General features: G+C 65.4%; 21 protein-coding genes. 13 read left to right on the forward strand and 8 right to left on the reverse strand.

Features of this window, described 5'->3' with window-relative positions; translation table 11 throughout:
• Positions 1–3: 3 nt before the first annotated feature.
• Together ACTJKX_RS28160 and ACTJKX_RS28165 are read right to left on the reverse strand one after the other, a co-directional pair.
• A complete protein-coding gene (locus tag ACTJKX_RS28160; RefSeq protein ID WP_311937911.1) occupies positions 4–1,746 on the reverse strand; it encodes a sensor histidine kinase in 1,743 nt (580 codons plus the stop codon).
• Positions 1,747–1,876: 130 nt separating this feature from the next.
• The gene (locus ACTJKX_RS28165; RefSeq protein WP_149253366.1) at positions 1,877–2,575 is read right to left on the reverse strand and encodes a response regulator transcription factor; all 699 of its coding nucleotides are present in this window, start codon (positions 2,573–2,575) and stop codon (positions 1,877–1,879) included.
• A 201-nt stretch (positions 2,576–2,776) separates the two neighbouring features.
• Between ACTJKX_RS28165 and ACTJKX_RS28170 the strand changes: the two genes are divergently transcribed.
• Positions 2,777–3,553: a HugZ family pyridoxamine 5'-phosphate oxidase gene (locus tag ACTJKX_RS28170; protein WP_394312536.1), complete on the forward strand. Its 777-nt coding sequence runs from the start codon at positions 2,777–2,779 to the stop codon at positions 3,551–3,553.
• An 87-nt stretch (positions 3,554–3,640) separates the two neighbouring features.
• On the opposite strand, the gene ACTJKX_RS28175 is transcribed toward ACTJKX_RS28170, so the two are convergent.
• Positions 3,641–4,462, reverse strand: a complete 822-nt coding sequence (locus ACTJKX_RS28175) for an alpha/beta fold hydrolase (RefSeq protein ID WP_311937916.1) — start codon at positions 4,460–4,462, stop codon at positions 3,641–3,643.
• A gap of 128 nt (positions 4,463–4,590) precedes the next feature.
• Here ACTJKX_RS28175 and ACTJKX_RS28180 point away from each other — a divergent pair, with 128 nt between their 5' ends.
• Positions 4,591–5,601, forward strand: coding sequence for a GlxA family transcriptional regulator (locus ACTJKX_RS28180; RefSeq protein ID WP_440727265.1), 1,011 nt, complete (start codon positions 4,591–4,593; stop codon positions 5,599–5,601).
• Positions 5,602–5,632: 31 nt separating this feature from the next.
• Here ACTJKX_RS28180 and ACTJKX_RS28185 read toward each other — a convergent pair whose 3' ends face one another.
• The 4 genes from ACTJKX_RS28185 to ACTJKX_RS28200 form a co-directional block, all read right to left on the reverse strand.
• On the reverse strand, positions 5,633–6,874 hold the full coding sequence (locus tag ACTJKX_RS28185) for an MFS transporter (RefSeq protein ID WP_440727266.1): 1,242 nt from the start codon (positions 6,872–6,874) through the stop codon (positions 5,633–5,635).
• Positions 6,875–7,215: 341 nt separating this feature from the next.
• Positions 7,216–8,574, reverse strand: a complete 1,359-nt coding sequence (locus tag ACTJKX_RS28190) for a hypothetical protein (RefSeq protein ID WP_440727267.1) — start codon at positions 8,572–8,574, stop codon at positions 7,216–7,218.
• A gap of 120 nt (positions 8,575–8,694) precedes the next feature.
• Entirely contained in the window at positions 8,695–9,114 is a 420-nt protein-coding gene (locus tag ACTJKX_RS28195) for a RidA family protein (RefSeq protein ID WP_440727268.1), read from the reverse strand.
• A gap of 122 nt (positions 9,115–9,236) precedes the next feature.
• Complete coding sequence (locus ACTJKX_RS28200; RefSeq protein ID WP_440727269.1) at positions 9,237–9,932, reverse strand: NUDIX hydrolase; 696 nt, start codon at positions 9,930–9,932, stop codon at positions 9,237–9,239.
• A 235-nt stretch (positions 9,933–10,167) separates the two neighbouring features.
• On the opposite strand from ACTJKX_RS28200, the gene ACTJKX_RS28205 reads away from it, so the two are divergent.
• From ACTJKX_RS28205 to ACTJKX_RS28255, 11 genes are all read left to right on the forward strand, one after another.
• Positions 10,168–10,473, forward strand: a complete 306-nt coding sequence (locus ACTJKX_RS28205; protein ID WP_440727270.1) for a hypothetical protein — start codon at positions 10,168–10,170, stop codon at positions 10,471–10,473.
• Positions 10,474–10,646: 173 nt separating this feature from the next.
• A complete protein-coding gene (locus ACTJKX_RS28210) occupies positions 10,647–11,702 on the forward strand; it encodes an SPFH domain-containing protein (protein WP_440727271.1) in 1,056 nt (351 codons plus the stop codon).
• Positions 11,703–11,736: 34 nt separating this feature from the next.
• The gene (locus tag ACTJKX_RS28215) at positions 11,737–12,627 is read left to right on the forward strand and encodes a hypothetical protein (protein WP_440727272.1); all 891 of its coding nucleotides are present in this window, start codon (positions 11,737–11,739) and stop codon (positions 12,625–12,627) included.
• A 173-nt stretch (positions 12,628–12,800) separates the two neighbouring features.
• Positions 12,801–13,988 (forward strand): pyridoxal phosphate-dependent aminotransferase, encoded by a 1,188-nt coding sequence (locus ACTJKX_RS28220; RefSeq protein ID WP_440727273.1) that lies wholly within the window; start codon positions 12,801–12,803, stop codon positions 13,986–13,988.
• Positions 13,989–14,164: 176 nt separating this feature from the next.
• On the forward strand, positions 14,165–15,757 hold the full coding sequence (locus ACTJKX_RS28225) for a 5-guanidino-2-oxopentanoate decarboxylase (RefSeq protein ID WP_394312523.1): 1,593 nt from the start codon (positions 14,165–14,167) through the stop codon (positions 15,755–15,757).
• Between the two features lie 84 nt (positions 15,758–15,841).
• Positions 15,842–17,020: an acyl-CoA dehydrogenase family protein gene (locus tag ACTJKX_RS28230; protein ID WP_440727274.1), complete on the forward strand. Its 1,179-nt coding sequence runs from the start codon at positions 15,842–15,844 to the stop codon at positions 17,018–17,020.
• A 254-nt stretch (positions 17,021–17,274) separates the two neighbouring features.
• A complete protein-coding gene (locus ACTJKX_RS28235; protein ID WP_440727275.1) occupies positions 17,275–18,012 on the forward strand; it encodes an SIS domain-containing protein in 738 nt (245 codons plus the stop codon).
• 163 nt (positions 18,013–18,175) lie between these two features.
• Entirely contained in the window at positions 18,176–20,242 is a 2,067-nt protein-coding gene (locus tag ACTJKX_RS28240) for an acetate--CoA ligase family protein (RefSeq protein WP_311937945.1), read from the forward strand.
• Positions 20,243–20,418: 176 nt separating this feature from the next.
• Positions 20,419–21,207, forward strand: a complete 789-nt coding sequence (locus ACTJKX_RS28245; protein ID WP_440727276.1) for an enoyl-CoA hydratase-related protein — start codon at positions 20,419–20,421, stop codon at positions 21,205–21,207.
• Between the two features lie 150 nt (positions 21,208–21,357).
• Complete coding sequence (locus ACTJKX_RS28250) at positions 21,358–21,993, forward strand: TetR/AcrR family transcriptional regulator (RefSeq protein WP_440727277.1); 636 nt, start codon at positions 21,358–21,360, stop codon at positions 21,991–21,993.
• Positions 21,990–22,526: a GFA family protein gene (locus ACTJKX_RS28255; protein WP_440727278.1), complete on the forward strand. Its 537-nt coding sequence runs from the start codon at positions 21,990–21,992 to the stop codon at positions 22,524–22,526. Before ACTJKX_RS28250 ends, ACTJKX_RS28255 begins: the two co-directional genes overlap by 4 nt.
• Positions 22,527–22,558: 32 nt before the next feature.
• Here ACTJKX_RS28255 and ACTJKX_RS28260 read toward each other — a convergent pair whose 3' ends face one another.
• Positions 22,559–22,885 carry an IS110 family transposase gene (locus tag ACTJKX_RS28260; RefSeq protein ID WP_440727279.1) on the reverse strand — a complete coding sequence of 109 codons (327 nt, stop codon included), beginning with the start codon at positions 22,883–22,885 and terminating at the stop codon, positions 22,559–22,561.
• Positions 22,886–23,049 lie beyond the last annotated feature (164 nt).

Here is a 23,049-nt window from a genome sequence, read left to right on the forward strand (position 1 = left end):
GGCTTAGGCCTGCGCGGCCGGCAGGCGGGCGACGAAACGGGCGCCGAGCACCTTGTCGCCATCCTTGCGGTTCTCGACCCAGAGCTTGCCGCCATGGGCCTCGATGATCTGCTTGGAGATGGACAGGCCGAGGCCCGAATTCTGGCCAAAACCCTGTTCCTCGGGACGGTCGGTGTAGAAGCGCTCGAAGATCCGCTCGATGGCATGGTCTGGCACGCCCGGACCATCATCCTCCACCGCGATCTCGACGTCGTTCTTGTTCCGCCGCAATTCGACCCGCACCTCGCCGTCCCGGGGCGAGAAGGAGCGGGCATTGTCGACGAGATTGTTAATGACCTGGCCGAGCCTGGAATCATGGCCATTGATGAAAAGGGCTTGCGGCGGCAGGCCCGTGGGCATGGACAGGCGCACCTTGACCCCGTCCTCGCGCTCGACCGAGTTGAACACGCCGGTAAGGGCGGTGAGCAGCCTGGCGAGATCGACGGGCTCGGCGCCGGACCGCAACAGTTCGGCATCCAGGCGCGAGGCATCGGAAATGTCCGAGATCAGCCGGTCGAGCCGGCGGACATCGTGCTGGATCACTTCGAGCAGCCGGTTGCGCGAGGTGTCGTTGCGGGCGAGCGGCAGGGTCTCGACGGCCGAGCGCAGCGATGTCAGCGGGTTCTTGAGCTCATGGGCGACATCGGCCGCGAAGCTCTCGATCGCCTCGATCCGCTTGAACAATGCATTGGTCATGTCGCGCAGGGCGCCGGAAAGATGGCCGATCTCGTCGGAGCGCTCGGTGAAATCGGGGATTTCCTGGCGCGATTTCACGCCGTAGCGCACCCGCTCTGCCGCTCGCGCCAGCTGGCGGATCGGGCCGGCGATGGTGCTTGCCAACAGGATCGACAGGATCACCATCACCACCGCGGCAACGGCGAAGACCCTGAGGATGGCGAGGCGCTCGGCCGTGACGATCTCGTCGATCTCGCCGGGGCGCGTCGAGAGCAGCAGCACGCCCAGCACCGACTTGAAGCGCTGGATCGGTACGGCAACCGAAACGATGGATTCGTTCTGCTCGTTGATGCTCACCTGGGTGGAGGGAGCGCCGCTGAGCGCCGTTATCACTTCCGGATAGCCCTTGCCGTTCTGGTTGCCGAGTTCCTTGTAAAGCGGCGCATCGGAACGGAAGAGGTAGCGCTTGACCGTGTTCCAGACCCGCTCCGCCAGGTTCTGCTCCTGCTTGGGCTGCGGCAGGTCGGTGCGGACGATGTCGGAATAGATGAACAGGGCCCTGGAATCGATCACCAGATTACCGTCGCGGTCATAGACCCGGGCGCGCAATTTCGTCGGCGAGATCAGGCGCCGCATCAGTGGCGCGACCTTCTCCGGATTGATCGGAAAGTCGAGCGAACTTGCGTCGTCGCTCTCATCCTCGCCCGCCGCCTGCTGTTCCAGGAGTTTTTCCGGATCGATGCGGATCGAGCCGGTCTCGACGGAAGCCGAAGCGGCCACGGCGCTCGCCATGATTTCGCCCTGGGTGAGCAGGGCCTGCACACGCGCGTCGATCAGGCCTTCGCGGAACTGGTTGAGGTAGAAGATACCGACGACCAGGGCGACCAGGCCGGCCAGGTTCAGCACGACGATGCGCCGTGTCAGGCTGGAGAAGGTCTGCACGGTGATCGCGCGCAGGGCCAGCCGCAGGCGCCGCCGGATGATCGATCTCGACCTTGGGTGCTCGGATGGGGTCGCGCGCTCGGGGCTCATCGGGTCTGGTACGAAATTCTATCGAGAGGAGCGCGAGAGCCTGCTTCAGGGCATGAAGAAGGCGTCATTCCAGGGGATGGCCTTCCCCACTGCGCGGAGAAGGTCTCCAGGTTGAGCCGGGAGGAAACCCTCACGCTTCCTTGAAGCGATAGCCGACACCATAGAGCGTTTCGATCATCTCGAAATCGTCATCGGCCTGCTTGAACTTCTTGCGCAGGCGCTTGATGTGGCTGTCGATGGTGCGATCGTCGACATAGACCTGGTCGTCATAGGCCGCATCCATTAGGGCATTGCGGCTCTTGACCACGCCCGGGCGCTGGGCGAGGGCGTGCAGGATGAGGAACTCGGTGACGGTGAGCACCACCGCCTCGCCCTTCCAGGTGCAGGTGTGGCGTTCGGGATCCATGCGCAACAGGCCGCGTTCCAGGATCTTGGCGTCCGAAGCCTTGGCTGCGGCGGCATCCTTGGGCTGGAAACGGCGCAGCACCGCCTTCACGCGCTCCACCAGCAGGCGCTGCGAGAAGGGTTTGCGGATGAAATCGTCGGCGCCCATCTTCAGGCCGAACAATTCGTCGATCTCCTCGTCCTTGGAGGTGAGGAAGATCACCGGCAGCTCGGATTTCTGGCGCAGGCGGCGCAGCAGCTCCATGCCGTCCATGCGGGGCATCTTGATGTCGAAGATGGCGAGATCCGGCGGATTGGCCTTCAGACCGTCCAGGGCCGACATGCCATCATTGTAGGTCTGGATGCGATAGCCTTCCGCCTCCAGCGCGATGGAAACCGAGGTCAGAATGTTGCGGTCGTCATCGACCAGCGCAATCGTCGGCATTGCAATCCTTTCATGACGCGGTGTAACCGCCAAAGGCTATTATGATGGTTTGCGCGGCAAATCACCATACTTGCCTTCGCATTCTACGCCTAAACCGGCGGAAGTGTGACAATTATCGGTTCAAAACGGTACTTCTTGTTGCCAATCGCCGGCAAAACGGCATTTTCAAACTGTTTCCATCCAAACGAGTCTTCCAGAGCGATGTCTTCGAGCGATACCACGCGTCTGCCCGGCCAGCCGGTTCCGGCGAACCAGCCTGCCGATTTCGAGCCCGTAGCGGAGGGCAAGGCCCTGCTCAGGCGCATCCGCGCCGGCGCGCTGGCGACACTTGATTCGAGCGATGGCTCCCCCTTTGCCAGCCTCGTCAATACAGCCACCGATTTCGATGGTGCGCCGCTGCTTCTACTCTCCCGGCTGGCAGCCCATCGCAGCAATATCGAGAAGGATGCGCGCATTTCCCTGCTGCTAAGCGAGGGCGGCAAGGGCGATCCGCTGGCCCATGCCCGCCTGACCGTGAAGGGCCTGGCTGAGATCGTCGAGGATGAAGATGCCAGGGCTCTCTGCAAGGCGCGCTTTCTGGCCCGGCATCCTAAATCGGCGCTTTACGCCGATTTCCCGGATTTCAGCTTTTTCCGCGTGGCGGTAAGCGGCGGGCATCTCAATGGCGGCTTTGCACGCGCTGCCCTGCTGTCGGCGGAGGAACTCCTTACCGACGTCAAGGGCGCGGAGGCCCTGCGCGCCGCGGAGGCCGGGGCGATCGAGCATATGAACGCTGATCATGCCGATGCCGTCAGGCTCTACGCCACCAAATTGCTCGGCGGCCGCGACGGCCCCTGGCGCATCAGCGGCATTGATCCCGAAGGCCTGGATCTGGCCTTTGCCGACGACACGCTGCGCCTCGTCTTCGACAAGCCGGTCCTGGACGCCACCGCCCTGCGGCTGACGCTGGTACATCTGGCCGAGAAGGCGCGAGGCTGAGGCCGGCTATTCCGACCAAGACGGGTGAAGCGCGACAATCCCTCTCCCACCTGGGGAGAAGGATTGCTGCGTCTTTTCCTACTGACTTCAGCCCCTGATGAAGGCAAGCAGGTCGGCGTTGAACTGGTCCTGCTGCGTCAAGGTCAGGCCATGCGAGCCGCCCGGATAGACCTTGAGGGTGGCGTTGGGGATGAGCTTGACCGACTGATGGGCGGAAGCGCCGATCGGCACGATCTGGTCGTCGTCGCCATGGATGATCAGGGTCGGTACGTCGATCTTCTTCAGATCCTCGGTGAAGTCGGTCTCCGAGAATTGCTTGATGCAGTCGAGCTGGCCCTTGAGGCCCCCCAGCATGCCTTGCAGCCAGAAGGATTCGCGCGCGCCTTCGGAAACCTTCGCGCCTGGGCGGTTGTAGCCGTAGAAGGGCAGGGTCAGGTCCTTGTAGAACTGCGAGCGGTCGTCGAAGGTGCCCTTGCGGATGCCGTCGAAGACTTCGAGCGGCAGGCCTCCGGGATTGGCGTCGGTCTTCAGCATCAAGGGCGGCACGGCGCCGACCAGGACAGCCTTGGCGACATGCTTGGTGCCGTGGCGTCCGAGATAGCGGGTGACTTCGCCGCCGCCGGTGGAGTGGCCGACGAGCACGGCATCCTTCAGGTTCAGTTCCTCGATCAGTTCGGCGAGGTCATCGGCATACTGGTCCATATGGTTGCCGTCCCAGGTCTGGGTCGAGCGGCCATGGCTGCGGCGATCATGCGCAATCACCCGGTAGCCATGCTGCCCGAGGAACACCATCTGGGCGTCCCAGGCATCGGCGCTCAGAGGCCAGCCATGGGAGAAGACCACGGGCTGCCCGCTGCCGAAATCGCGGTAGAAGATCTGGGTGCCGTCTTCGGTGGTGATCGTGCTCATCGTCGGTCTCCTGCTGGGTTGAAATGCGGGGCGCCTCGGAACGTGGCGGCCTGGTGAGACATTGAATACCGCGCCATGGGCGTGATACGGATTGGCGAAACTGACATTGTTCGGGGCAAAACTGACAAATGGCAATGGGTAGCACTCTACCTGAGATTGGCCTGCTGCTGTATCCTGGCGTGCGCACGGCCGCCGTCTACGGCATGGTCGATCTCTTCGACGCAGCCAATGACATCGCGCGCCGCCGGGCCGGCGATGCGGATATCGGCATTCGGATCTCCCAGTGGAAGATCGCCGAGGGCGGCGGCATCGAATGCGTGGCGGACAGCCATGGTCCAGCCCCCCACAAGCCTGTGGCGATCGTTGCCCTGCCGGGGCTCGGCGATCTGCCGTCCCATGCGGTCTCCGCTCCTTTCGCCGCCTGGCTGCGCCAGCGCCATGACGAGGGGGCCATGCTGTGCTCGGTCTGCGCCGGCGCCTTCCTGCTCGCGGAAACCGGCCTGCTGACCGGACGGCTGGTCACCACGCATTGGAGCTTCGCCCAGGCCCTTTCCCAGCGCTTTCCCGATATCCTGATCGATACCGCCAAGATGATCGTCGACGATGGCGATATCATTACAGCCGGCGGCATCATGGCCTGGACGGACCTTGGCCTGACGCTGGTGGACAGGGTCCTGGGGCAGGAGGTCATGCTGGAGACGGCGCGTTTCCTGCTCGTCGACCCACCGGGGCGGGAGCAGCGCTATTATTCGAATTTCACGCCCAATCTGCGCCATGGCGACGAGGCCGTGCTCAAGGTGCAGCGCTGGCTGCAGGACCAGGAGGAGGCGGCGGAGGACATGCGTCCGGTTTCCCTGTCAGCCATGGCTGACAGGGCCGGCCTGGAGGAACGCACCTTCCTGCGCCGCTTCCACAAAGCGACGGGCCTGAAGCCGACGGAGTATTTCCAGCATATCCGTGTCAGCAGGGCCCGTTCCCTGCTGGAAACCACCAATCGCAATGTCGACCAGATCGCCTGGTCGGTCGGCTATGAGGATCCGGCTGCCTTCCGCAAGGTGTTCGCCAAGCTGATGGGGCTGTCGCCGCGCGACTACCGGCGTCGTTTCGGAGCCGGGCCGGCGATCGGGGCAGCGGCCTAAGCGGGCTCGCCGCAGCTCCAACCCGTCGCTCCTAACCCGCGACGGCGGCGGCTTCGGGCTCGCGCCTGTCGGCCCGCTCCAGGCCCCAGGATACCAGGAAGACCACGAGGCCGGCCACGGCCAGCAGGGCGCCCACCCAGCCTGTCGAGGCCCAGCCGAAGCCGGCCGCGACGGCGACGCCGCCGAGCCAGGCGCCGAGGGCATTGGCGATGTTGAAGGCCGAATGGTTGAGCGCGGCCGCGAGCGTCTGGGCATCGCCGGCCACGTCCATCAGGCGGGTCTGGATCGCCGGGCAGATGGCGAAATTGCAGCCGATCAGGAAGATGCAGAGCGAGATCATCCAGGGATTGGATGCGGTGAGGCCATAGAGCGCCATCACCACGATCACCCAGACCAGCATGCCGCCGATGGTGGCCATCAGGGCGCGGTCGGCCAGCCAGGAACCGGCGATGTTGCCGACATTCATGCCGATGCCGAACAGCACCAGCGCCACCGGCACGAAAGCGGGCGAGAAGCCGCTGAGCTGGGTGAGGGTGGAGGCGACATAGGTGTAGACGGCGAACATGCCGCCCAGGCCGATGGCCGGGATCGCCAGGGTCAGCCAGACTTGCTTGCGCTTGAGGGCGCCGAGTTCACGCAGCGGGCTGGCGCTGGGCTTGACCTTGTCGAGCGGCATGAAGGCCAGGATCAGCGCGGCGGTAAGAGCGCCGATGGCGCCGACGGTCGCAAAGGCGAGGCGCCAGCCCAGGGTCTGGCCGAGCCAGGTGGCGAGGGGGGAGCCGACCAGCGTCGCGAGCGTGATTCCCATCATCACGCGCCCGACCGCCTGGGCGCGCCGATTGGGCTCGGCCATGCCGGCGGCGACCAGGAAGGAGACGCCGAAATAGGCGCCATGCGGCAGGCCCGCCAGGAAGCGGAAGCCGATCAGCTGGTAATAGCCGCCCGCCAGGGCGCTGGCGGCATTGGCAGCGGCGAACACCACCATCAGCCAGAGCAGCAAGGTGCGGCGCGCCATACGGGCCGAAAGCACGGCGATGACCGGCGCGCCGACGACCACGCCGAGCGCATAGGCGCTGATCATGTGGCCGGCTTGCGGCTCGGTGACCAGGAGACCGTTGGCGACGTTGGGCAGGATGCCCATCGAGGCGAATTCACCGGCGCCGACGCCGAAAGCGCCGACGGCAAGGGCGAACTCGATCCAGGCGGCGCGATGGCGATGGGAGGGGCTGTCGGCGTTGAGGTCGGCGAGGGAAGCGGTGGCCGGGTGGGTCACGGGAGGGCTTTCAGGGCGAATGGCTCGAAACAAACAAGATGAGAAACCTCACGGCGAGAGGCCGCAGGCTGGCAATGGCTTGAATCAGCGATTTGGGAACGATGTATTGCACTGCAATATTGCTTCCGAAGGGGAAAATGTAAATCGGTTTACGTCTGCATTTCGGCATGGCTCGGGGCCGAGCTATGCCTGGGAAACGGACGTCTCGTCCGCGCTTGAAAATGCGGCGGTCCGGAAAGCTGGAGTTTCGGCCGCGGGAGCCTCTATCCGGGTTCTTCACGAGGTTGGCCTGGTGCCTTGTTTCCAAGGCCGAGCACGGCTGCCCGTGACCCTGATGCTGGCTAATAGGGCTTGGCAGCCACATAGCCATAATAGTTCATCAGGAAGTCATCCAGCGTGAGCGTTCCGCTCAAGGGCACCTCGCGATAGCCGTCGCCCCAGGTATAGATGTGGAACGTGACTTCGCCATTCTCCACCTTCATCTGCGATTGCAGCACGACCCAGTGATCGTCGCGAATGTCGGAGCTCTGGGTCTGATGGCCATCGACCATGTTGGAGCCGATGAGCAGGACGACATGGTAGCCCGCCGCGAGCAGGCGGTTCGCTTCCTTCATGTTGTCGGTGTCGCGCTGGTGGCGGAAGAAGTTCGCATCCTCCCGCACATCCGTGTAGCCGGCCTGGTCGAACCAGTAGGCCAGCTCCATCGGGGTCGTCATGCCCGAGAATCCGCCGTCGGTCGAATCGTAATGGATGGCCCAGTCGTTGGAGTTGCGGATGCTCGCCAGCGTCAGCCAGTCGACCGGGGCAATATCGGAGGACGAGGGGGCGGCATGGCGCAGATCGGCTTTCGGCTTGATCGGAAGTCTGTAGAGCACGCCCTCGCCCTTGTCGTACATGTCGCAGGCGTAGGCGGCATAGGTTCCCGGACGGTCGCGCAGGACATTGAAGACCAGAGCCGCTGGTCCGCACAAATTCGTCTGGTTCTGGTCGAGCGTGCCCGGATAGGCGACGCGGATGATGATGCCGATGCCGACTTCGTCCCGGTCGAGATTGGGCCATTGGCCGCGACCGAGCTTGCGCATGAAGTCGCAGGCACGGCCGACGGCATAGCTGCGCTGGACCGATGAGACGTCGAACGGCCATTTTGCGATCATCGTGCCGGCCAGGTCGACGAAGCGCTCCAGCATCGCCTTCGACCGCGGCATGATGGTGTTGGACTTCTCTGCGATCATCTTCAGGTCGGCGAGTTCGCTCTGCGTCACCCGGCCGTCCTGCAGGGTGGCGCGCAGGATCTCGACGACCTCGACATGGTTGAGATGGCGATCGTCGGCCAAGGCCGCGCGCAGGGCTTTCGGTACCGAGTTGCTCTGGAATACGCCCCAAGGCCCGGTCGGGGTGGCAGCCGGCGTCGGCGAGGGGCGTGAGGCGAGTTCCTCCAATTTGGCGATGGCTGCGCCGGTGGGCTCGATGAAACCTGTCTGGTGCGCCGGGAAGTATTTCTTCTGGAACGTGAGGATGGCACTGCACAGCGCGTCGCTGGCGATGCCGCCAACGACGCGGCCTGCAATACCGGCTTGGGCTCCGCCGTCAATCTTGGGAATGAGATTGAGGAGTGCGATGACGATCTGCTGGTCTTCGGCCCAGTTCTGGCACTGGGCGCCGGTCGAGGCGTGGCGACCTACGCGCGCACGGAGGGGCATGCGATCCTCCTTCTCGCGATCGGCACTGTCGTCTCGCGATGGATGTTCTCGGTTTGCCGACACTAGCGGTGTCCGGCGTTTTGAGTATCCACTGAATAGGGGGGACGCGTGACCCGCCCGTTATCGGCCCGTATCCATGCTTCCCTTCTGCTCCGGCAGCACGGCGATGGCGTCGATCTCCACCAGGACGTCGGGGAGGAACAGCGAGGCGACGCCGACGAGGGAACTGGCCGGCGGCCGCTCCTTGCCGATCCAGCGATCACGCACCGCCCGGATCACAGGCAGCTGGCTGGGATCGTAGTCTCGCACATAGATGGTCACCCGGGCCAGCGCGCTGAAATCGCCGCCGGCCGCCTGCAGGGTGGCGAGCAGGTTGGCGAAGACCTTGTCGAGCTGGGAGGCGAGGTCATCGCCGACGACCTTGCCCGTTTCGTCGAAGGGCACGTGGCCGGAAAGCAGCAGCAGCCGCCCGCTTTCGACCAGCATGGCCTGGGAAATGCCGGGAATGGCGGAGCCGGGCGGATTGATCGGGCGCAGCATGATGGTCTCCTTACTCTGTCGGTCTGTTTTCGCAGGCGATGATGACGCTGTCTCGACTGGAGCATTATCCAGGAAGGCTGGCAGGGTTCTTGGCTAAGCATGAAGGAAGGAGAAAGGTTGGATCACACCGTCCTGTCGAATTCCGTCAGCGCCCGACTGGCCAGCCGGTAGAGCTGCGCCGGGCGCTTGCGTTCGGCTGTGGCGCTCGCCTTGGCATCGATCTCCTCGAGAATCTGCATTTCCATCAGCTTGCGGCGGAAGGCGCTGTCGTTGAGCGGCGTGCCCATGGCCTTCTCATAGACGGCCTTGAGCTCGGGCAGGGTGAATTGCTCGCCGAGCAGGAAGGCCGGCAGGGTGGAATAACTCGCTTTCGAGCGCAGTCGCTCCAGGGCGGCGGCGATCAGCCTGCGATGGTCGAAGGGCAGAGGCGGGCAATGGTCGGGATCGATGCGCTCGAAACGGGGAGCGCCGGCTGCCTCGGCGGCGGCAAGGCGCTCGTCCGGCACCAAAGCCAGATAGACGATGGCGATCGACCACCCGCGCGGGTCGCGATCCGGGCCGCCGAAGCTGCGCACCTGTTCGAGATAGAGGCCATCGAGCCTGGCCTTGCTGGCCAGGATGCGCCGCGCCGACGCCTCGATGTCGGCATCCTCCTCCGGCCTGACATAGCCGCCGATCAGGGCGAGTTCGCCGGCATGGGGATCGTATTCGCGCCGTTGCAGGCAGAGCCGCAGGCCGTCTTCGTTCAAGGTGACGAGAACGATGTCGACCGTGGCGATCGGGCGCTGTTCAGGCCCGGCAGAGGAAACGACAGGCATTTCGACATCCATAAACAGGGGCAACGGTGGAACCCAGGGCGCTCCCTGCCCGCGGTGCCAATTCCGTCAAATCGTTCTAGCACAGCCGGAAGCGGCAGCGAGATCAAGGCGCAAAATGCAATTTGTGATTTTATTGGCTGGCGCAGATGCCTTCCCGTCGACGCCTGTTCGCTTGGGAACTGACCGATGGTGCGATCCGTGGTGAAACGGCATCCGATCCGGAGCAGAGGAAGACATGCGCTCGTTTCTGTCGTCTGCCTTGTTGGCCACCCTCGTCGCCGGCTGCGCGGCGCCGCAATCCACGGTCATCGTCAAGCCCTTCACCGGCCATGTGCCGAGGATACCCGGCAATTACGAAGCGGCGGCCCGATTGCCGGAACCTCCGCGGCCGGAGCCGGCACCACCTTCTTCCTCGAGTAGTTCCTTCAATCAGACAGGGAACTCGGTTGACGAAAATTATTGTGCCGGGGTCGTCACGCCCACGCATAGTTCCTATCGCTGGTGCAACAAGCACGGCTACCCGACCAAGGATAGGCGGTAGGGACGTCTGCCTCCCTCATTCCCGGTCGAAGCCGGTGCGCTCCTACCACCCGCATGTGCTGTTCGACACAGGGTCGATGTGAGTCTGGCATAAATATACAAAATACAATTTGCACTTTGTAATTTAATAAATTAAAACGAGTTCAGTCGATCTCGACAACGCAGGAGCCAGCCATGGCCACCATTCGCCGCTATCCCTTCTTCAGCCACGCCCGCGTCGAGGCCTCATCCTTCCTCGGCGTCTACCGTCGCGGCCGCCTCGCCCGGTCGGGCCGGGGCCAGGCCGTGTGGTTCTCGCCCCAGGGCAGCACCTCGCTGGTCGAGGTGCCGGCCGACGACCGCAACCACATCGTCGCCGTCACCGGTCGCACCGCCGATTTCCAGGCGGTGAGCGTGCAGGGGCTGGCGAGCTGGCGCGCCCAGGAGCCGGCGCTGCTGGCCGAGCGCATCGACTTCTCCGTCGACCTGCGCACCGGCTCCTATCGCGCCGATCCCTTGAGCCAGGTCGAGAACCTGATCGACGGGCTGGTGAAGACCGCGGTCGAGCGTTTCCTTTCCAGCCGCAGCATCGGTGTCGTGCTGGCCGAAGGCGTCGGCACATTGCTGGCCGAGGTGGAGCGGGATCTTGCCGCTACCGCCGCGCTGTCGGCGATCGGCATTGCCCTCACCGGTATTCATTTGTCCGATCTCACCCCGGCACCGGAGTTGGTGAGGGCCCTGCGCCAGCCGACGGCGGAAAAGCTGCAGCAGGCTGCCGACGAGGCGACCTTTGCCCGCCGCGCCGCCGCTGTCGAGAAGGAGGCCGCGATCGCGGAGAACGAGACCAAGGCCAAGATCCGGCTGGAGGAAGAGCGCGGGCGCCTGTTTGAGCGCGAGCGCGAAAACGAGCTCGCCCAGGCACGCACGGCTGTCGACAAGAACATGGTGTCGGCCGAAGGCGAGGCGACGGCCCGCGAGCTGACGGCCCGCAGCCAGGCTGTGACACGCGGTGTCGCCTCGGAGGCCGAAGCCGAAGCGATCCGCCGGCTCGACGAGGCCAAGCTCGTCGGCGAGCGTGTCCGAGCCGAGATCGCCAACACCCTGCCGGTGCTGATCCCGGTGGCCGAAGCCCTCAAGGAAGCCTTCGCCAATGCCAGGATCGGCACGCTCAATCTCGGCCCCGACGTGCTGGCCCAGCTCGGTACCGTGCTCGGCGCGGCCCTGGCCAAGGGCGAGGAGCAGGCAGGGTGAGAAGGAAACTATCCCTCGAACCCCGGAGCCCGCCATGTCCCTTCTCGCCCCCCGTGTCATCCTGGTCCGGCGCGAGACCGATCTCGACCGCATCCAGGCAAGCTACACCAGCGCTGCCGCTGCACGCTTCGTACTGGAGCGCAAGGGCCTGACGCTGGAAGCGGTGGAGGACACGCATCGGCGCTTTACCGAGGCTCTGCATCGCATCAGGGCCGCCATCCCGGCCGACTGGCGCCAGGCTACCATCCTGCGGGCCGATGTCGAACGTTTCGTCTTCGGTCCGGAGGATGTCGTGCTGGCAATCGGCCAGGATGGGCTGGTCGCCAATGTCGCCAAATATCTCGATGGTCAGGTCGTCATCGGCATCGATCCCTTTCCGGGGCAGAACGCTGGCGTCCTGGTGCGGTTCGGGGTGAGCGATACCGGCGACGCGTTGCAGGAGGCCGTGAAGGGCAGTATCCGCGTCGAGGAGCGCGTGATGGCGGAAGCGCGTCTCGACCAGGGCGAGCGATTGCTCGCCCTCAACGAGATCTTCGTGGGCCATGCCAGCCACCAGTCGGCACGCTACACATTGTCCTGCGGCGGGCAAAGCGAACGCCAGTCCTCTTCCGGCCTGATCGTCGCCACCGGGACCGGCGCCACCGGCTGGGCGGCCTCGATCCTCAACGCCACCCATGCCAGCCTGGATCTCTCGCCGGTGCAGCCGCGCCTTGGCTTCCTGGTGCGCGAGGCCTGGCCGAGCCCCGCCACCGGCACCGAGCTGGTACGGGGGCTGGTGGAGGAGGCACCTGTCGTCGTGACCTCCGAAATGGATGGCGGCACCATCTTCGCCGATGGCATCGAAAGCGACCATCTCGCCTTCGACTGGGGCCGTCGTGTCGAGATCGCGCCCTCGGCGAGGCGGCTGAGGCTGGCGGTGCCGTGAGCCTCGGGGCCGGGCCCTTGGGGCAAGACGTCGCGGGGGTTACGCCGGATCGCGCGCCATGGTATCGGCTTGCTCATCTCATTCGGTGTCATCAACCATTCATCAGGTTGGCCTCGATGCGTCTCCTCCCCGAAACACCGACATCCCGGGAGGACAGTTCTTAGGAGTGTACCGTGCGCTTTGCTTCCGTGACCGATCGTTTGGCCGATTTGGGTGCGGCGAAATGGGCCGTGCATTTCGAAGCGCGCCGCCGTGTTGCGGCTGGCGAGCCGATCATCGAGCTCACCATCGGCGAGCCTGACACGCCGGCGCCGCAGGCCCTGATCGATACCGCCATCGCCAGCCTGCAGGCGCGCCGCATCCGCTATTCGGGCGGGCGCGGCGAGCCATCCGTGCTGCAGGCCATCGCTGCCAAATATTCCAAGCGCACCGGCCGCACCATCACCACCGACAACACCGCCTATATGCCAGGCACCCAGACCGCCCTCTATGCGGCGCTCGCCGCCCTGGCCGAAGCCGGCAACGAGGTCCTGGTGGGCGATCCGCTCTATGCTACCTATGAAGGCGTGATCCGTGCCAGCGGTGCCGATATCGTGCTGGTGCCGCTCGACCCGGTCAATGGCTTCCATCTGCGTGCCGAGGACCTGGAAGCCCGCATCACGCCGCGTTCGCGCGTCCTGCTGCTCAACTCGCCGCACAATCCGACCGGCGCCACGCTGTCGCGTGACGAGATCGCCGCCATCGTCGATGTCTGCCGGCGTCACGACCTGTGGATCGTCTCGGACGAAGTCTATGAGATGCTGTCCTATGGCGCCCCCTTCGCCTCGCCTTTCGACTTGGCCGAGGGAGCCGAGCGCACCGTGGTGGTATCCTCGCTCTCCAAGTCGCACATGCTGCCGGGCATGCGCGCCGGCTGGTGCGTCGGGCCGGTGGAGTTCATCGAACGCCTGCTGCCGCTGTCGGAAATGATGCTGTTCGGCGGCCAGCCCTTCATTCAGGACATGGCGGCCTATGCGCTCAGCGAGACCTTCGCCGAATGCGCCGAGAGCGCCGAGAGCTTTCGCGTGCGGGCCGAGATCCTACCGGAAATGCTCGCCAATGCGCCGGGCCTGCGCTGCCCGAAGCCGGAAGGCGGCATGTTCGCCATGGTCGACGTCTCCGGCACCGGCATTGACGGCGAGGCCTTTGCCTGGCGCCTGCTCGAAGAGGAGAAGGTCGCCGTCATGCCCGGCGCCTCCTTCGGCCAGCAGGCAGCGGGCCATGTGCGCGTCGCCCTCAGTTCCGATGCCTCGCAGTTGCGCGAAGCCGCCAGCCGCATGGTCAGCTTGGCGATCCGGCTGAGCCAGGGCAAGGCCGCCTGAGGCAAGATTTTCCTTCTCCCCTTGCGGGAGAAGGTGTCCCGAAGGGACGGATGAGGGGTCTTGCAACGCCAGCCGTATATGGCGTGCCACCCCTCATCCCACTGCCGGGACCTTCTCCCGCAAGGGGAGAAGGGAGACGTGTCCTGCAAGATAATAACCGCATCCACGGGGGAACCATGGCCGACCATCCTCATCTCGGTACGCTCATTCCGCAATTGCTGGTCGAACGCGGCATCGACACGGTGTTCGGCATTCCCGGCGTGCATACGGTCGAGCTCTATCGCGGCATTCCCGGGTCCGGGCTCACCCACATCACGCCGCGCCACGAGCAGGGCGCCGGCTTCATGGCCGACGGCTATGCCAGGGCGACCGGCAAGCCTGCCGCCTGCTTCATCGTCACCGGCCCCGGCCTTCTCAACATCGCCACCGCCATGGGGCAGGCCCTGGCCGACAGCATCCCCATGCTGGTGATCACCACGCTGAACCCGCGCCAGACCCTCGGCCGCGGTGAGGGGCATCTCCACGAATTGCGCGGCCAGTCCGTGGTCGGCCGCGAGGTGTCCGCCCTCGCCTTGACGATCTGGACCGCAGACCAGCTCATTCCCGCCTTCGACGAAGCCTTCGCCTTCATGGCTTCCGCGCGTCCCGGCCCGGTGCTGATCGAAATCCCGATCGACCTGTTGTCCGAGCCCTTCCCGGGGCCGGTCACCAGCATGCGCAAGCCGGCCGGTCCGCCGGTGCCGCGTACCGATGATGTCGAGGCGGCCGCGGCCCTGATCGCCAAGGCTAAGAAGCCGCTGGTGATCGCCGGCGGCGGTGCGGTCGCCGGGGCCGATGCCATTCGCGGGCTGGTCGAGAAGTTGGGCGCCGCCACGCTGCTCACCGCCAATGCCAAGGGCATCCTGCCGGCTGGGCATAAGCTGCTGGCCGGCGGCTGCATGCTTACTCCTGCGTTGCACCGCGCGATCGGCGAGGCCGATCTCGTGCTGGCCCTCGGCACCGAGTTGGGCGAAACCGAGTTCTGGTATGAGCTCGATGGGCTGAAGCTCAACGGTGCGGTGATCCGCGTCGACATCGATCCGCGCCAGCTGCATCGCAATGCCCGCCCAACCCTGCCGGTGGTGGGCGATGCCGGGCGCTTTGCCGCCGCCCTGGCGCCGCTCGTGAAGACGATCGAGGGTGGAGCCGCCTATGCCCGGCAGTTGCAGGCCGCGCGTCTCGAGGGGGCCGATCCGCGCTATGTCCGGCATCGCCCGCTGCTCGACGCGATCTGGCAGGTGCTGCCGGAGGCCGTCGTCGCGGCCGATTCCACCGCAGCCAGCTATGGCGGCAACTTCATGGCCGAGCCGCCCGCAGCCCGGCGCTGGATGAGCGCGGCCACCGGCTTCGGCACGCTCGGCTATGCCTTGCCGGCCGCCATCGGTGCCAAGGTCGGCCGGGCCAAGGTGCCCGTGGTCTGCATCATCGGCGATGGCGGCTTCCAGTTCACCTTGCCCGAGCTTGCCAGCGCGGCCGACGCCGGCGCCCCGGTCATCGTGCTGCTCTGGAACGACCAGCGCTATGGCGAGATCGAGGAATATATGGTTCGCAACCAGATCGCACCGCTCGGCGTGCGACTGCAGGCGACCGATTTCGCCGCCGCCGCCAAGGCCTTCGGCGCCAGGCATGTCGCTGCTCGCTCCCTCGGCGAGGTCAAGGAAGCCCTGCGCGCGGCCGCGAGCGCGCCAGTGACCACGATCATCGAGATGGACGCGTCGCAATACGCCTGATCCATGTCGTGATCGGCATGATCGGCGCCATGAAAAGACTAGAAAGGGCGCCGATCGAATTCCGTTGTACCGAGGGGAAGCGCCATGCAGTTCGCATTGACCGAAGAGCAGGAGATGCTGGTCGAAACGGTGCGCCGTTTCGTCGAGGAGGAGCTCTATCCGCATGAGGCGCAGGTCGAGCGCACCGACGAAGTGCCCGACGACCTCGCCGCCGAGATCAAGAAGAAGGCGATGGAGCTCGGGCTCTACGCCGCCAACATGCCGGTGGAGCTCGGCGGCGGCGGCCTCGATGCCGTCGGTATCGCTTTGCTGGAACGCGAGCTCGGCCGGGCCAATTACGGCCTGCAGATGGTGGTGGCTCGCCCCTCCAACATCCTCCAAGGCTGCCGGGGGGCCCAGCGCGAGCGTTGGCTGCTGCCGGCGATCCGCGGCGAGCGCGTCGACTGCCTGGCGATGACCGAGCCGGGCGCCGGTTCCGACGTGCGCTCGATGAAGACCAAGGCCGTCCGCAGACACGATGCCAGGCTGGGCGACAGCTATGTCATCAACGGCCAGAAGCACTTCATCAGCCATGCCGACAAGGCCGATTTCATCATCCTGTTCGCCGTCACCGGCACGGAAGAAACCAAGCGCGGCCCGCGCAACCAGATCTCCGGCTTCCTGGTCGACAAGGACACGCCCGGCCTGACCATCCGCCCTGGCCCGCACGCCCTGTCGCATCGCGGCTACCACAATTGCGAGCTCTATTTCGACGACTGCGTCATCCCGGCCGACCAACTGCTCGGCGAGGAAGGCAAGGGCTTCGACCTGATGAGCGAATGGCTCGGTGCCACCCGACTTACCGTGGCCGCCACCTCCGTCGGTCGGGCGCGCCGGGTGATGGACGAGACCTTGGCCTGGGCCGGCCAGCGCAAGCAGTTCGGCCAGTCGATCTCGCAGTTCCAGGGCATCTCCTTCCCGCTTGCCGATCTCGCGGTGGAGCTGGAGGCCGCCGACCTCCTGACGCTCCGGGCCGCCTGGCTGCTCGACCAGGGCAAGGCCACCGATGCCGATTTCGCCATGGCCAAGCTGGCGGCCTCCGAGATGCTCGGCAAGCTGACCGACAGGGCGATCCAGACCTTCGGCGGCATGGGCCTGATGGACACCCTGCCGATCGCGGGCTGGTGGAAGGATGCCAGGGTCGAGCGCATCTGGGACGGTACCAGCGAAATCCAGCGCCTGATCATTGCGCGGCAGATGCTGCGCCCACATGAGGGGCGCTGAGGCGATGTCCCGTAACGATTGAGGCGCCACCTTTGTCATGCCCGGGTTCGACCCGGGCATCCAGAGGCCCCGTCGCCGAGATCCGGAGGGAGGAACTGGATTGCCGGGTCAAGCCCGGCAATGACAGAGGTCGAACCATCTCGATTCGTTTCGTGACGGATGAGCCCAAAATGGCGACGCTTGGCGGGAGCATCATGATCGTGCAGGAAGGAACACCTCTCCCGCATGCAGCAGCCAGTTCCCGGAAGATTGCCATGACCGACATACCGACCGCCGCCGCCTATCTCGCCGATCTCACCCGGCGCATCGGGGCCCTGTTCTGGGCCAATGCCGAGGCCATCGCAGCAGCGGCTGTAGCCGTCGAGCGCACGGCCCGGCAGGACGGCCTGGTCTATGTCTTTGGCACCGGCCACAGCCACATTCTGGCCGAGGAGGCGCATTATCGCGCCGGCGGCCTGGCCCTGACCGTGCCGATCCTGTCGGCGGTGACCATGCTGCATGACGGCTCGGTGGCCAGCACGGCTTTCGAGCGCATCCCGGGCATGGTGGCGCCCGTGCTGGCGCGCTATCCGATCGGGGCCAAGGACATGCTGATCATCGCCTCCAACAGCGGCGTCAATGCCGCCATCATCGAGGCGGCGGAGATCGGCAGGGCGGCCGGTGCCACCATCGTCGCCATTACCTCGCTCGCTTATTCGAGCCAGGCAGCACAGGGCCGGCCCCGGCTTGCCGATCTGGCCGATGTCGTGCTCGACAATGGCGCACCGCCCGGCGATGCCGTGATGGCGCTGCCGGACAGCGAATTGCGCACGGGCCCGGTCTCGACCTCGATCGGTGCGGCCCTGCTCAACGCGGTCTTCGCGGAAGTGGCGGCGCGCCTGCAGGCCGAGGGCGGCAATGCCCCGATCTATCGCAGCGCCAACATGCCGGGCGCCAAGGAGATCAATGCCGGGCTGGTTGCGCAGTATCGGCCGCGCAACCCGCATCTTTGAGATCGTCGTCGATGATGGCGGTCCATGACAGAATTTTTACACGAAGCGGTATCAATCTACATGAGCAGATTGACGCCGGTCCCGTGCTCGTCAACCTTGTAGCAACGCCTCCTCCCTAGGGTGCGAGGTTTCCCGCCTGCTTTGTCTCCATAGGTCCCACCGCATGTCCGTCGTCGATGGCCTCCGCCGCCTGCTCAAACCCCGCCACATTGCCGTCGCGGGGGGGCGATTGGCCTCCGTGATCATCCGTGAATGCGACCGCATCGGCTATGCCGGTCCGATCTGGCCCATTCATCCCGACAAGACCGAAATCGCGGGACACAAGGCCTACAGGACCGTCGCCGATCTGCCGGAGGCGCCCGATGCCGTTTTCGTGGCGACGCCGCGCGAACCCACGGTCGACATCGTCGCGGCGCTGGCCGAGCGGGGAGCCGGTGCGGCCGTCTGCTATGCCGCCGGTTTCGCCGAGGTCGGCGAGGAGGGCGCGGCGCTGCAGAAGAAGCTCGTCGAGCTCGCCAAGGGCATGCCGATCGTCGGCCCCAATTGCTACGGCGTGCTCAACCTGCTCGACGGCTGCGTGCTCTGGCCCGATACCCATGGCGCCGAGCGGGTGGAGAAGGGCGTCGCCATCATCACCCAGTCCGGCAACATCGCCCTCAACATGACGATGCAGCGGCGTGCGCTGCCCATCGCCTATGTCATTGCCGTCGGCAACAAGGCGATCGGCGACCATGGTGACTATATCGAGGCGCTGCTGGCGGACGAGCGCGTTACGGCCATCGGCCTGCATGTGGAATCGATCGACGATGTCGCTTTGTTTTCTCAGGCAGCGATCAAGGCGCTTGAAAAGGGCGTGCCCCTGGTCGTGCTGAAGACCGGGCGCTCGGAGATCGGCTCAGAGATCGCCATGAGCCATACTTCCTCGCTCGCCGGCGCCGATGCGCTCTACAACGCCCTGTTCGCCCGCTACGGCGTGGCGCGTGTTGTCGACGTCCCGGCCTTCGTCGAGACGCTCAAGCTCATGCACCTGTTCGGCGGTCTGCCGGGCAAGCGCATCTCTTCGATGAGCTGTTCGGGCGGCGAGGCGGCGCTGATCGCCGACCTCGCGGCCGATCGCGACCTCGAGTTCGCGCCGATCCCGCCGGAAAACGCCGCTCGCCTGCAGGAGTTGCTCACTGACAAGGTGCATGTCTCCAACCCGCTCGACTACCACACCTATATCTGGGGCAACGAGCCGGCCAACGAGGCTGTCTTCACCGAGATGCTGAACTCGGGCTTCGACCTTAACCTCCTGGTGCTGGATCAGCCGCGCACCGATCGCGGCCTGGTGCCGGATGGCGGCTTTGCCGCCGCTCGCGCTGCGATCACCCGTGCTGCCGCAGCCTCGGGCGCCCGCGCCGCCGTGGTGTCCTCGCTGCCGGAGAACATGCAGGAGGACGATGCCAAGGCACTGCTTGCCGACGGTGTGCTGCCGATGCAGGGCATGGGCGATGCGCTGACCGCCATCACCCATGGCGTCGACTTCACCATGGCGCGTGCCGGCTGGGAGAAGCTCGTCCCGTTGCGCAAGGTCGCGCGCATCGATGTCGGCAAGGCACGCCTGCTCAGCGAATATGAATCCAAGCATCTGCTCGGCCGCCACGGCCTCGAGCTGCCGCCGAGCCGTATCGCCGGCACGGTCGAGGCCCCGTCCACAGCGGCTGCCCTCGGCTTTCCGGTGGCGATCAAGATCCACAGCGACAAGATTGCCCATAAATCGGATGTCGGCGGCGTCAAGCTCGGCCTGCGTTCGCGGGCCGACGTGACCGACGCCGTCGCCTCGATGTCGCATCTGGGCGACCGCTTCCTGGTCGAGCGTATGGTGGAAGGCGCCGTTGCCGAGTTGATCGTCGGGGTGGTGCGCGACCCCCAGTTCGGCCCGACGCTCACCGTCGGCGCCGGCGGCGTGCTGGTCGAGATGCTCAAGGACGCGGCCGTGATGCTGCTGCCGGTCACCGCCGAGGAGATCCGCGAAAAGCTGATGAGCCTGCGCGTCGCACGCCTGCTCGAAGGCTTCCGCGGCAAGCCGCGCGGCGACATCCGTGGCACCATCAAGGCCATCCTGGCCATCGCCGATTTTGCCGAACGCCATGCCGACCGGCTGGTTGAACTCGACGTCAATCCGCTCTTCGTGTTGCCCGAGGGGCGCGGAGCGATCGCTGCCGATGCGCTGGTGCGCATGCTGGATTGATCTTCGCACCACCATCGGGATTGACCCGCTGACACTATCGTCATTGCGAGCGGAGCGAAGCAATCCAGAGCTTCCCCGCCGAGAGGTGGATTGCTTCGCTCCGCTCGCAATGACGTCAAGGATTGGTTGCCGGGCTGGCGCGGGCTTGCCCGTGTGGCCTGTTTCAGGAGATTGCCATGTCTGAATCCGTCAAGCTCGAACGCCGCGGCGCGGTGCTGGAGGTCACGCTGGATCGTCCAAAGGCGAATGCCATCGACCTCGCCACCTCCAAGGCGCTGCATGCCGCCTTCCGCACCCTGCAGGATGATCCGGAGCTGCGCGTGGCCATCCTCACGGGGGGCGGCGAACGCATCTTCTCGGCCGGCTGGGACCTGAAGGCGGCCGCGTCCGGCTCCGAGGAGCCCGATACCGATTTCGGACCGGGCGGCTTTGCCGGCCTGACCGCCTTCTGGGAGCTGACCAAGCCGGTGATCGCGGCGGTCAACGGCGTCGCCATCGCCGGTGGCTGCGAACTGGCGCTGGCCGCCGATCTCATGGTGGTGGCCGATCACGCCGAATTCGCCCTCTCCGAGGTGACGGTTGGCCTCGTCGCCGATGCCGGCGGCATCCAGCGCCTGCCGCGCCGCATTCCGCTTGCCATCGCCAGCGAATTGCTGCTCACCGGCCGCCGCTTCACGGCGCAGGAGGCCCATGGCTGGGGTCTTGCCAATCGCGTCGTGCCGATGGCCGACCTGATGGCCACGGCGCGGGAACTGGCTGATACCATCGCGGCCAACGCGCCGCTGTCCATCGCCGCAGTCAAGGCTATCCTCGCCGCTACCGAAGGCATGGGCGTGCGCGAGGCCTATGAGCATGTCTACGCCGGCAAGGTGTCCGAGCACCGCGCCATGCAGCTTTCCGAGGATTCGCGCGAAGGCGCCAAGGCCTTCGTCGAAAAGCGCGAGCCGGTCTGGAAGGGCCGATAGTCGGCGGCCGGACCTTCGGGCCGCCTGACAATATCCATTTACAACATTGCGCCAACGCAGAAGGGGAGGCCGGCAGGGAAAGGCCGGCCTCCCGAAATGCCATTCTGACTTCATGCTTGACACATACCAACCATTTGGTATGTATATCGCATGTCAAGACCCACCAAGCAATCGCCCGAACGCGGCCATGCCCGAAACCGCCTGCTGGAGGCGGCGCGGGACGTCATCCGCGCGAAGGGCTTCGCGGCCACCTCCGTCGACGACATCTGCCGCGCGGCCGATGTCACCAAGGGGGCGTTCTTCCATCATTTCGGCAGCAAGGAAGCGCTGGGCGTCGCCGCCGCCGAATATTGGGAGGAGACGACCACCCGCTTCTTCCAGGTGGCGCCCTATCACGCCCCGGCCGATCCCCTGGAACGCGTTCTGGCCTATGTCGCCTTTCGCAGGGCGATTATCGTGGGCGAATTGCCCGAGTTCACCTGCCTGGTTGGCACCATGGCGCAGGAGGTCTATGCGACCGCCCCCGACATCCGCGAGGCCTGCGGGCACAGCATCTTCGGCCATGCCGCCACGCTGGAGGCCGATATCGAGGCGGCACGGCGCGAGCGCGGCATGGCTGGCGACTGGACGGCCGCAAGCCTGGCGCGGCACACCCAGGCCGTCATCCAGGGCGGCTTCGTGCTGGCCAAGGCCGGCAACGATCCTGGACTGGCGCGGGAAAGCCTCGATCATCTCGACCGATATATCCGGCATTTGTTTCATCTCAGCGGGGAGCACAGGCAATGAGCGGGACCACGACGATCGGCTGCAACTGCGGACGGACACGCCTGGAGGTCAGGGGCGCGCCGATCCTGGTATCCGAATGCCTGTGCAATTCTTGCCGGGCCGCAGCGGGGCGGCTGGCGAAGCTGCCCGGCGCCAGGCCCATGCTGACCTGCCACGAGGCCACGCCCAGCGCCGAATACCGCAAGGATCGCATCGCCATCCTTTCCGGCGCCGAACACCTGAGCGAATTCCGGCTTTCCGACAAGGCAGGGTCACGCCGCGTGGTCGCCACCTGCTGCAACACACCCGTCTTCCTGGAAATGAAGGGCGCGCATTGGCTCAGCCTCTATCTGCATCTGTGGCCCGAGCAGGCGCGGCCGAAAGTGGAGATGCGCACCATGGTCGGCGACCTCAACGATGCCTCCGGCCTTCCCGATGACATCCCCAATCTGAAGACCCATACGATCTCCTTCTACGCCAAGCTGCTGGGGGCATGGATCGCCATGGGTTTCCGCGTTCCCAAGCTGAACATCGCGACGAAGGTCGAGGCCTGAGGGAGATTCCGGCAACTGTAGTTGAGCGAGTGTCATGCCTTGAAGGGGGTCTGATCTCGCACGATGGCATCGGTCTTGGCCAGCAGGCCGATGGATTTGGCAAAGTCGCGGGCTCGGGCTGGATTGACGCGAACAAAGGGCAATTGCAGGCTCGTCAAAGCAGAGCGTAGCGACCCATCATAAGACCCGCTCGCCTCGAAGACGACGAGCTTGATCGGATCGGCTTGCAGCAGCTCGAAGGTTGAGATGATCGCCTGCGCCGTGTTGTCGATGCGTTCGGCATGCTGGGTGGTGGCATCGAAAATGTCGAGATGGTGCTTGGAGACATCGATCCCGATGAAGCCAGGGTGTATGATCATCGCGCCTATCCCTGTGCTACGAGGTCCGGTGGTGCGGCCTCGATCAACTGTTCAGGTTGGGTACTCGAACGCGGGCGAGGACCAAGCCGGAAAACGGCCTCAAGGGGCCTGGGTGCACACGGTCTCTCGCCCGCACCCATCCTGACACAGTCTAACTACACAGG

Origin of the sequence: Labrys sp. 22185, from assembly GCF_052045555.1 — a bacterium.
Taxonomy (GTDB): domain Bacteria; phylum Pseudomonadota; class Alphaproteobacteria; order Rhizobiales; family Labraceae; genus Labrys; species Labrys neptuniae.